This is a genomic window from Siminovitchia jepli, assembly GCF_047228825.1.
Taxonomy (GTDB): domain Bacteria; phylum Bacillota; class Bacilli; order Bacillales; family Bacillaceae_C; genus Siminovitchia.
On sequence record NZ_JBFEGN010000010.1, the window covers coordinates 70,792 to 81,811 of the forward strand.

General features: G+C 43.1%; 8 protein-coding genes and 1 riboswitch. Of the genes, 7 read left to right on the top strand and 1 reads right to left on the bottom strand.

Annotation, left to right across the window (positions count from 1 at the left end):
• The first annotated feature begins 63 nt into the window (after positions 1-63).
• The 3 genes from AB1L08_RS06690 to AB1L08_RS06700 all read left to right on the top strand — a co-directional run bounded on the left by AB1L08_RS06690 (position 64) and on the right by AB1L08_RS06700 (position 6,362).
• On the top strand, positions 64-1,854 hold the full coding sequence (locus tag AB1L08_RS06690; RefSeq protein ID WP_413063887.1) for an L-lactate permease: 1,791 nt from the start codon (positions 64-66) through the stop codon (positions 1,852-1,854).
• 375 nt (positions 1,855-2,229) lie between these two features.
• Positions 2,230-5,304, top strand: coding sequence for an efflux RND transporter permease subunit (locus AB1L08_RS06695; RefSeq protein WP_413063888.1), 3,075 nt, complete (start codon positions 2,230-2,232; stop codon positions 5,302-5,304).
• 61 nt (positions 5,305-5,365) lie between these two features.
• Positions 5,366-5,533: riboswitch (yybP-ykoY riboswitch) on the top strand.
• Between the two features lie 34 nt (positions 5,534-5,567).
• Entirely contained in the window at positions 5,568-6,362 is a 795-nt protein-coding gene (locus tag AB1L08_RS06700; RefSeq protein ID WP_413063889.1) for a TerC family protein, read from the top strand.
• Positions 6,363-6,405: 43 nt separating this feature from the next.
• On the opposite strand, the gene AB1L08_RS06705 is transcribed toward AB1L08_RS06700, so the two are convergent.
• Complete coding sequence (locus AB1L08_RS06705; RefSeq protein WP_413063890.1) at positions 6,406-6,609, bottom strand: alpha/beta-type small acid-soluble spore protein; 204 nt, start codon at positions 6,607-6,609, stop codon at positions 6,406-6,408.
• A gap of 205 nt (positions 6,610-6,814) precedes the next feature.
• Between AB1L08_RS06705 and AB1L08_RS06710 the strand changes: the two genes are divergently transcribed.
• From AB1L08_RS06710 to AB1L08_RS06725, 4 genes are all read left to right on the top strand, one after another.
• Positions 6,815-8,182 (top strand): TrkH family potassium uptake protein, encoded by a 1,368-nt coding sequence (locus AB1L08_RS06710; protein ID WP_413063891.1) that lies wholly within the window; start codon positions 6,815-6,817, stop codon positions 8,180-8,182.
• Between the two features lie 26 nt (positions 8,183-8,208).
• A complete protein-coding gene (locus AB1L08_RS06715) occupies positions 8,209-9,192 on the top strand; it encodes a diaminopimelate dehydrogenase (protein WP_413063892.1) in 984 nt (327 codons plus the stop codon).
• A gap of 197 nt (positions 9,193-9,389) precedes the next feature.
• Complete coding sequence (locus tag AB1L08_RS06720; RefSeq protein ID WP_413063893.1) at positions 9,390-10,202, top strand: hypothetical protein; 813 nt, start codon at positions 9,390-9,392, stop codon at positions 10,200-10,202.
• Complete coding sequence (locus AB1L08_RS06725) at positions 10,192-10,896, top strand: WxPxxD family membrane protein (RefSeq protein ID WP_413063894.1); 705 nt, start codon at positions 10,192-10,194, stop codon at positions 10,894-10,896. Before AB1L08_RS06720 ends, AB1L08_RS06725 begins: the two co-directional genes overlap by 11 nt.
• The last annotated feature ends 124 nt before the right edge of the window (positions 10,897-11,020 follow it).

Below are 11,020 nucleotides of genomic sequence, written 5' to 3' on the forward strand. Positions count from 1 at the left end.
AAAAGAAAGCATTCACCAAAAAGAAGGAAATTTGAAAAACTCGCCTTGAAAGGGGATTGTTTGATGAGTACAGGCTGGCTTGCTTTTCTGTCTCTCTTGCCGATTCTTGCTGTCGGGGTGTTTCTTGTCGGATTAAGATGGCCTGCAAGCAGGGCCATGCCAATTTCTTATGTTTTGGCGGTTTTGCTTGCACTTTTTGTTTGGAAGGTTCCCGGAGCGAATGTGGCGGCAGCCACGATCAACGGGGTGGTCGTCGCATTTACGCTTTTATATATCATCTTTGGTGCCATTTTGCTGTTAAATACGCTCCAGGAAAGCGGCGGGATGAAAACGATCCGCCGGGGATTTACGGATATTTCCGAAGACCGGCGGATCCAGGTGATCATCATTGCCTGGCTGTTCGGCTCTTTTATTGAGGGTGCTTCCGGATTCGGGACCCCTGCCGCCGTTGCTGTCCCGCTGCTTGTCGGTTTGGGCTTTCCGGCCATGGCGGCGGTTGTGGCGGGAATGGTCATTCAAAGTACCCCTGTTACGTTTGGGGCAGTAGGAACGCCGGTTCTTGTTGGAATTCATACCGGTCTGTCTGCAGACCCCGGCATCAGCAATGATTTCCTGCAGCTGGTTACCCTGATCGGCGGAAAAGCGGCCATTTTGCACATGATTGCCGGTACACTGGTGCCCTTGTTCGTTGTAGCGCTGATGACGCGGTTTTTTGGCAAAAACAAATCGTTCTCGGAAGGAATCAAGGTTTGGAAATTTGCGCTGTTTGCCGCTTTCGCCATGACGATTCCCTATGTTATCGTCGCAAATGTGCTGGGACCCGAATTTCCGTCCATGACGGGCGGGCTGGTCGGTTTGCTCATTGTTGTGGCGACAGCCAAGAAAGGTTTATTTATGCCGTCAAAGAAAGAGACATGGAACTTTGAGGATGAATCAAAGTGGGATCCGGAGTGGACGGGAAAAGTCATATTAAAAGACGTTGCACACAAAAGCGGTTCCATGTCAATGGTGCGTGCCTGGTCCCCTTATATTCTTGTCGGAGTATTCCTTGTTTTGACAAGATTAAAGACCCTGCCGTTGATGGAATGGGCACAATCATGGACAATCGCGTTTGAAAACATGTTCGGATCCGGAATTACAGCAAGCTTCCAGCCGCTTTATTCACCGGGAACCATATTTATACTTGTTTCTGTCATCACCTATTTTATACACGGAATGAATGGGAACACTTACAAAAACGCCTGGGCACAATCCGGAAAAACCGCACTGGCCGCATCCACCGCCCTTATTTTTACAGTGCCGATGGTTCAGGTGTTTCTAAACAGTGGAGGGGGTGCCGCCGGTTATGAAAGAATGCCGATTGAACTCGCCGATGGCGTGGCAGCGATTGCCGGGGAATTTTGGCCGTTTTTTGCCACCTTCATCGGAGGGCTTGGTGCATTTATCGCCGGAAGCAACACGGTAAGCAATATGATGTTCTCCCTGTTTCAATATGATGTCGGTTCGCAAATCGGTGTTGACCCGACCTGGATTGTGGCGCTGCAATCGGTGGGGGGCGCAGCAGGTAACATGATCTGTGTTCACAATGTTGTGGCAGCATCAGCTGTTGTTGGGCTCCTTGGCAAAGAAGGAACCGTTATCCGGAAAACATTGTTCCCGTTTACTTATTATGCCCTGCTGACCGGATCCATCGGCTATTCCATCGTTTGGTACTCCGAAAAAGGACTGTTTAACATCGGTTCCATCGTCGCTCTTGCCATTACATTTGCCGCGGTTTATATCATTGCCACCAACAATAAAAGACTTGCGGCCCTTCAAATTGCAACAGACCAAAATCAGATGAATATAAAGTAATCCGGCGGAAACAGCACCCGCTGTTTGCAGCGGGTGTTACCGGCTTTGACAGACGGGCCTCCTACAGGTACGATAAACCTATATTCCGGGATATAGCGGGCATATACTTTGAGCCTGTCGAGACGGCCGGCCTGGCAGCTGACAGGCCCGACTCATGTTTATAAATAAAGGATATAATGCACATCGGCATGCAAACAAATGATACGCTCCCCAAAAACGCGATACCGCTGTTTCTGGGGAGTTTTGCCTTCTGAACTGTCAAGTGTTGTAAAACCGGTTTGCTGTTTTGGTTATTTTCCTTTCTAAAACTTATGATCGGCAGCGATCCATTGATATAATGGTAATGGTTCAGTCATTCCGAAAGGAGTCCTGGTTGTGAATCTCAGCCATTTTTCGATCAGAAGACCAGTTTTTACGATTGTGACGATGTTTCTCGTCATCATTCTCGGGGCTGTATCATTATTCAAAATCCCGCTTAAGTTGATACCCGATATCAATCCTCCGATTGCAGTCGTCATAACGACATATGAGGGAGCCGGCCCGGAGGAAGTTTTGGAAAAAGTGACGAAACCGCTGGAAGCAAGTTTATCGACACTGCCCGGCATCAAAAATATCCAATCTTTTTCCGAAGAAGGCTCAAACCTTGTTTTATTGGAATTTTCCTGGTCAACTTCGATTGATGACGTTCAAAATGATATATTGCAGCGAATTGACCAGACGCGCGTTCCTTCCGATGTACAGAAGCCAAGATTGTTAAAGTTTGATCCATCGCAGTTTCCGGTTATCCAACTGTCTCTGAAATCAGATTCGGATGAAGCGTCATTGAAAAAACTTGCCGACCAACTGGCGACTGAGCTGAAAAGGGTGGAAGGCGTGGCAAGTGTGAATGTTTCCGGGACGCTTACGGAAGAAATCCGGATCACGCTTGATCAAAACAAACTAAAGGACTGGGGCCTTTCCCAGTCGGATATCGTGAACGCAGTACAGGCGAACAATATGACGGCGCCCGGGGAAACCATTTTGACGGACGGCAAGGAGCTGACGACACGCATTATCAGCACCCTTCATTCCCCGAAGGATATTGAAAAACTTGCGGTAACAGTAGATCCGCTAACCGGGGATAAAATCCGCATTGGGGATGTAGCTGCCGTAAAACAGCAAAAACAGGAAGAGAATACGATTACCAGAACCAATCAATTGCCGTCTGTCCTCGTCAGCGTTCTGCAGGAATCTGATGCAAACACGGCAAACGTCTCAAAAAATTTTCAAAAAGCGTTAAAAAATCTCCTTAAAAAAGAGCGATATCAAGATATTGATGCCGATATTTTGTTTGACCAGGGAGATTATATAAGAGTTGCCATCGGAAATATTGCCTCTTCCCTTGTCATTGGGGGAGCGCTTGCCATGCTGGTCCTGTTTTTCTTTTTGCGAAGCGTAAAAAGCCCCCTCATCATCGGGATTGCGATCCCTTACTCCGTCATCGTGACATTTGTGCTGATGTATGTTGCCAATCTTGACTTAAATATAATGACCCTCGGGGGGCTGGCTCTTGGAATCGGGATGCTTGTGGATAATGCGATCGTTGTGATTGAAAATATTAATCGCCATCTTTCGATGAGAAAAGAACCGAAAACGGCGGCAAGGGAAGGGGCCCAGGAAATTGCAGGCGCCATTACCGCGTCCACATTGACAACGGTTGCTGTGTTTTTGCCTGTCGTGTTTATCAGCGGCCTGTTGGGCCAATTGTTTAAGGAATTCGCTTTTACGATCACATTCAGCCTCTTTGCCTCGCTGTTTGTTGCTTTGACTGTTGTTCCGATGCTTGCGGCCAGGGTGCTGAAACAGCCAGCCGGCGATTTGGAAGCAAGAAGGCGCAGATCCAAGCCGTATAAGGTTCTGGAACGTTCGATTCGCTGGTCATTAAGGCACCGGTTTATTGTATTGCTCGTTTCCCTGCTGCTTTTTGTTGGCGGAGCGGCCGGTCTTTCAACCGTAGGCATGCAGTTTTTGCCGCCTACGGATGAAGGATATTTCAGCATCCGTGTCGAGCTTGAAAACGGGGCTGCTCGGTCCGAAACGGAGAAAATGGCGGAAATCATTGAAAACCGTTTGAAAGATGACGAAGTGGTCAGTACGTATGTCAGTTTGATCGGCACAACCCAGGAAGCTTCGTTTCAGGGAACGTCAAATCCGAATACGGCCGAAATGTATGTAAAGCTGCAGCCGCTGGAAGACCGGGATATCTCATTGTTTGAGTATGTAGAAGAAATAAAGCCCGGCTTGGAACAAGAGATCAGCAAGGCAAAAAAAGGAACGGAATTGAGATTCAATGTGAATACGGCTTCCGGAATGGCGCCGCAAACCCTGACGTTTTATGTCAGTGATACAAACAAAGAGCGGCTCGATCAAAATACAAAAAAAATATACAAAGAGCTTGAACAGTTGAAACATGTTACAGATCTTTCCACCAGCACCGCTGAAACCGTGGAAGAGGTGCAAATTGCCATTGACCGGGAAAAAGCATTTGAGGCGGGGCTTGCTCCGGCGCAAATCGCTTCGATCGTAAACGATGTGACAAGAGGGGTCCAGGCGGCACAGATTATTGGGGATGATTCTGATGTGTATGGCGTATTCGTTCAATATGATGAGAAAGTGACAAGGAATCTCGATAAATTAAAAACGCTTCTGATCAAAAAGCCTGACGGTTCGTACGCAGAATTGAAAGATGTGGCGACAGTGAAGAGGGGGAAAGGCCCGGTTGAAATCCAGCGGATTAATCAGCAGGATTCTGTGGAATTTACATTAACATACGACACGGATACAAACTTGGGGGATATGACAAAAAGAGTCAATCAAGCCATCGCGGGCCTGCATCTTGACGATTCAACGGAAATAACGTTCAGCGGTGAATCGGAGCTGCTCAAAGACTCGATTAACGACATGGTGATGGCGTTTGTGCTTGCCGTTATTCTTGTCTACATTGTTATGGCAGCCCAATTTGAATCATTCCAATATCCGTTTGTCATAATGTTTACGGTACCGTTAATGGTGATCGGGGTCACGATCGCACTGTTCATGGCACAAATCCCGCTCAGCATACCGGCGTTGATCGGCATCATCATTTTGGCTGGTATTGTCGTAAACAATGCAATTGTAATTGTCGATTATATCAACCAAAAGAAAAGAGCCGGAATTCCGAGCTATGATGCACTCATCATTTCGGTAAAAGACAGGGTTCGCCCTGTTTTCATGACGGCCCTTACTACGATTTTGGGACTTGTCCCCCTTGCCCTCGGAATAGGGGAAGGGACGGAAATGAACCAGCCGATGGGTGTAGCCGTCATCGGTGGTCTCATCAGCAGTACATTCCTTACTTTATTCGTTATTCCGGTTGTATACAGCCTGTTTGACCCAGAAACAAGAAAAATGAATACCAGAAAAAAATCCTGATTAAAACTATTGAATTTTGCTCTTTCCTGTTTTATAATACTAATTAACTTAATAGGCTTGGCTTTTAGTCAAAGGGGAGTAGCATCAGATGCTTTTTTCTGCATCTGAAACAAAGTCGTCAATTCGTGAAGTTTCTTCACCGGCTTTGTTGGCATGAACAATGTCCAGCAAGACCTTTGCCCATCGGGCAGGGGTCTTTTTGATTGTTGGAAAATCCAATTAAATGCCCGGTGGAATGTCTATATTTCATTGGAGGGATATGTTTGGATATTTCAACGATCTTGGAATACTTGTGGGTATTGCTTATTTTGGTGGGACTGGAAGGGATTCTCGCCGCGGACAATGCAGTCGTTATGGCTGTCATGGTAAAACACCTTCCCAGGGAAAAACAAAAAAAGGCCTTGTTTTATGGCCTGTTCGGTGCACTTGTTTTTCGTTTTATCGCCTTATTCCTGATTACTTATTTGGTAAATGTATGGCAAATACAGGCGATAGGTGCGGCCTATTTATTATTTTTATCTGTTCATCATATTGTGAAAAAGTATTCGGCAAACGGTAAAGAAAAGAAAGAGGAAAAAGGAAAAAATGGAAAGTCCCGCTCCTTTTGGCCAACAGTCCTGAAAGTGGAAATTGCGGATATTGCTTTTGCGATTGATTCCATGCTTGCAGCCGTTGTCCTTGCGGTCACATTGAAGCCGACCGGATGGTTTCAAGTGGGGGGCATAGATGGAGGCCAGTTTCTCGTCATGCTGCTCGGAGGCCTGATCGGGGTGGTGATCATGCGTTTTGCCGCCACGACCTTTGTGCGATTGCTGGCCCAATATCCCGGTTTGGAAACATCTGCCTTTTTAATCGTTGGCTGGGTAGGGGTTAAACTGGCTGTGTTAACATTGGCACATCCACAACTGGGTGTTTTAAACAAACACTTTCCGGAATCAGCCGAATGGAAGCTCGCTTTCTGGATCGTGCTTGTCCTCATTGCAGCCGGCGGATATTTTCTGTCGAAAAAAAAGGCTGTTGCTGCAAAAAATGATATAAACCAAAGAAAAGCACAATGATCAAACGGACCGTCCCTGTTTTAAAAGACAGGGACGGTTTCATTTAAGAGTTATTTTTCTGGTCTGACAATTGGGCTTGCGCCTGTTTTACAAGCCGCTTCGTGATCTCTCCCCCAACGGAACCATTTGCCCTCGCTGCCGTATCAGATCCGAGGGTAACGCCGAATTCCTGTGCTATTTCGTACTTTACGTTGTCCAAAAATTGTTCTACCCCGGGAACGAGCAATTGATTGCTTCGTTGTGCCATAACTGATTCCTCCTTTCCTTTGCTTGGCTTAATGGTTATTATCCCGCGTAAAGTTAAAACAATGCTGGAACATGCTGCATGTGGATAAAATCGTGTTAAAATAGCTTTGTTTGTTCAACTTTCAAAAAATGACAGTTAAAATCCTTTCCTTTCCATGTCATTTTGCTTATTATGTAAGAATGAGTATGAAAAGGGAAATGAAAAGATGAATGACAAACCGATACATAAACAAAAACTATACAGACTGTCCCTGACACCGTTCCGCTTATTGGTTACATATTATTTGTTGGCGGTGGCGGTTGTTTCGCTTCTTTTGAGCCTCCCTGTCGCCAGGCAAAACGGGGCTGATTGGTCGGCAATGGATGCTGTTTTCGTTGCAGCCAGCTCCGTTAGCGTAACTGGGCTGACAACGGTTGATTTAGCGGAAACTTTTACTGTAACAGGGATTTTTATCTTGATCTTTGCCTTGCAAATCGGCGGGATCGGCATTATGACAATAAGTACATTTTTTTGGCTTATTTTCGGAAAAAAAATCGGGTTAAAACAAAGGCAGCTGATCAAAACGGACCAAAATCAGCTTAATTTTTCAGGATTGGTCAATTTGCTCAGGCAAATTATCACTTTGATATTATTGATTGAAGTACTTGGCGCATTGGTACTCGGCGTTTATTATATGAATTATTTTCCAACTTGGCAGGAGGCTTTTCTGCAGGGCCTGTTTGCTTCTGTCAGCGCCACGACAAACGCGGGGTTTGATATTACCGGGGAATCGCTGATTCCTTTTGCCGGCGACTATTTTGTTCAGTTTATAATGATTATTTTAATCATCCTGGGAGCGATTGGATTTCCGGTTTGGATCGAAGTCAAAAAATTTTTGTTCCATAAGCATGAAAACAGGCGCTTTCGTTTTTCACTTTTTACGAAGATTACGACCTCCACTTATTTTATATTGTTGGGTTTTGGAACCATTGTAATCATTTTTTTGGAATATAATGGTTTTTTTGCGGGGAAATCCTGGCATGAGTCATTTTTTTATGCATTGTTCCAGTCAACCACGATGAGAAGTGCGGGATTATTGACTCTCGATATAAACGATTTGCACCATTCCACGGCACTTTTTATGTCGGCACTCATGTTTATCGGTGCATCACCCAGCTCTGTTGGAGGCGGAATCCGGACGACCACTTTTGCGTTGAATATTTTATTTCTTTATCATTATGCAAGAGGGAACAGATCGATTAAAATTTTTAAAAGAGAGATCCATCAGGATGATGTGATCAAGTCGCTTGTTGTTCTTTTGCTTGCAGTTTTGATATTTGGCATTTCCGTCATCGTTTTATCCTATACGGAAGATGCGGGCCTGCTTGCCATCATTTTTGAGGTTTCCTCCGCTTTTGGCACTTGCGGGGCTTCCATGGGGATTACAGCCGATTTAACCAATACGGGCAAATGGCTGTTGATCATATTAATGTTCATCGGCAGGGTCGGGATATTATCGTTCCTGTTCATCATGGCAGGCAATGAGAAAGAACCCGATTTCCATTATCCGAAAGAACGCGTTATCATTGGTTAGTCAGGAATTTACAAGGAGGCATGACGATGGAAAAAATCAAAATAGGCATTGTTGGATATGGTAATTTGGGGCGTGGAGTAGAGTCGGCGATTGGTAAAAATCCGGATATGGAGCTTGTTGCTGTTTTTTCACGCCGGAATCCGGAAAATGTTCAAGTGAAGAATCCTCAAGTAAAAGTTTTACACATTTCTGAAGCTGAAAAATTTGTAAACGACATTGATGTGATGATTTTATGCGGAGGTTCTGCAACAGATCTTCCGGAGCAGGGCCCTCGGTTTGCAAAAATGTTTAACACGATTGACAGCTTTGATACGCACGCCAAAATACCTGAATATTATGCGGCAGTGAACGAGGCGGCAGCTTCCGCGCAAAAGACGAGCATTATCTCTGTCGGATGGGATCCGGGCATGTTTTCGTTAAACAGGCTGCTGGGGGAAGCGATCCTTCCGGAAGGGGCAACATATACTTTCTGGGGAAAGGGGCTCAGTCAGGGCCATTCGGATGCTGTTCGCAGAATTGAAGGCGTAAAAGGGGCCGTCCAGTATACCATTCCGATTGAAGAAGCGGTTGAAAGGGTCAGAAGGGGAGAAAATCCCGAACTGTCCACACGGGAAAAGCATTTGCGCGAATGCTACGTTGTGGCGGAAGAAGGGGCCGATGTAGAACGGATTGAGCGGGAAATTAAAACGATGCCGAATTATTTTGCGGATTATGATACGACTGTTCACTTTATATCTGAAGAAGAGTTGGAGAAAAATCATTCCAAAATGCTTCATGGCGGGTTTGTCATCCGCAGCGGAAAAACAGGGGAAGGAACAAACCAAATTGCCGAGTACTCATTAAAACTGGACAGCAATCCCGAATTTACCTCGAGCATTTTGGTTGCCTATGCCAGGGCGGCATACAAATTGAACAAGCAGGGCGAATTTGGCGCCAAAACCGTTTTTGATGTCCCTGTCGGGCTTTTATCGCCCAAATCTCCTGAACAGCTCAGGAAAGAGCTGTTATAAGTAAAGAAAAAGAGGTATTGTGCAAAAACAATATCTCTTTTTTTAATGGCAGAAACCCCGTGTGTTCGTCCATATTTCCGAAATGTCTTTCTATTTCAAAAAATCAAAAAATGCTTGATTTAACTCAATATTTTCTATATAATGATAAATATTTTTTGGAAAAGTGTTGAAAAAAAGGATAGTTTGGAGAGATATGTTTGTTGACGAGTGAATTGTATCGAATTGGTAAGAATAAAAAAAGTCTCTTATTTATTTGTTTGTTATTTGTGATACCCTTTGTCGATTTGTTAATGAATGTATATGCCAATTTTTTTGACTATTGGCTACATCCAGAAGCCTATGGGGGAAAATTATCGAGGGAAAACTTATTACACCCTGCTTATGCAAGTTTCTTATCTGGTACTTCACAGGGGCATGTGGCTCAAATGCTCTTGATTTGGATTTTACCGCTTTATATTTTACTCATTTATTCTGATTTTTATATCCTCGAAAAGAAAATAGGCTATTCCCATATCACGTACACCAAATGTTCAAGAAGTGAACTTTTAAAAGCTCGTTTTTTTCTATCTTTTTTCTTGCCATTTATTATTTTATTATCTTCACTGCTTTTGAATTTTGTTCTTTCACTCATTATTTTTAATGGTGGACAAAATTTTATGGGATTAGAAATGTATCCAGATCATAATGTCACTTTGTTAACGCTATCCTTGAAACATCCTTATATAGCTTATATTATTTATCTATTCGTTTTTGCGATTCTTGCTGGTTGCTGTGGTTTAATGTGTACAGCTTTGAGTCTGTTATTTCCACATTACAAATATGTTTATCCTGCTGCTTTCTTTATCTGGATTTTACAAATCATGTTGCCTAACAGCTTAACTTATCTAATGCAGCCATTTATAGAATATGGATTTAGAGAAATCATTCCAGCTGGTATTTTATTCGTTGCCATCGTTTTTATTTTCTTGCTTTCAGCATGGCAATACAAGGTGAAATTTGATGAGTTATAACTATCTAAAGTTTATATTTATTATCTCTTTTTTTGCATTTTTATGGTTATCTTTAAACTGGAATAATATAGATGCTGGTATTAACCATTTCAATTTGCTGGATTTATCTACGTCTTACGCGGGCTATAATTTTCTTATGTTGCATGGGACGATATACGCACTTTTATATTTATTGTTGCTTATATCAAATTATTTTTATACTATTGAAAACCTAATAATCCGAATGCGCAGAAAGGATATCATAAGAAAAATGTGTCTTAAGGCAATATACCTATCTATCCTTTTTGTAGGAATATTTACTATGATTAATGTCTTGATGATCTCTTTATTGGCTGATATATCTCTTCTCATTCAAACGGGCTTTTATTTAGGGGCATTGGTTTCTTTTTTAAGTACGGCATTTCTTTATAGTATGCTTGGGCTGTTTTTTTTAACCTATTATATCCTCACTTTTTCAGAGATAAAATCGTTAATACTTACGTTTATTTCTAGTACCTTGCTTGTTTGCTGCGATTTAATTTTGGGCTGGGATACGCACTTTAGCGATATTGTGGTTTATGATCATTTGTTCTCTTCTTCAGGTTTGAATTTATTAAAATACCTACTCATATACCTTAAGGACCTAATAATACTTGCTTGTCTATATATTGGATTGGTTATTATTTTTAAAGAAAAGGATATTATCCATGTATAAACATAGCTATCTATTGATAGTTCCATTGTTAAGTGTTTTTAGTTTATTGTCTGGGCTAATATTTAATGGCGGTAAAATCTAGTATTTTAGGAATTAATTTTGTCGTTACGTGGAGGGGGAGATA

Coding starts and splice junctions, on each gene's coding strand:
- AB1L08_RS06690 (WP_413063887.1), top strand. CDS start 64: ATGAGTACAGGCTGGCTTGCTTTTCTGTCTCTCTTGCCGATTCTTGCT.
- AB1L08_RS06705 (WP_413063890.1), bottom strand. CDS start 6,609: ATGGCACAACGAAGCAATCAATTGCTCGTTCCCGGGGTAGAACAATTT.
- AB1L08_RS06710 (WP_413063891.1), top strand. CDS start 6,815: ATGAATGACAAACCGATACATAAACAAAAACTATACAGACTGTCCCTG.
- AB1L08_RS06715 (WP_413063892.1), top strand. CDS start 8,209: ATGGAAAAAATCAAAATAGGCATTGTTGGATATGGTAATTTGGGGCGT.
- AB1L08_RS06725 (WP_413063894.1), top strand. CDS start 10,192: ATGAGTTATAACTATCTAAAGTTTATATTTATTATCTCTTTTTTTGCA.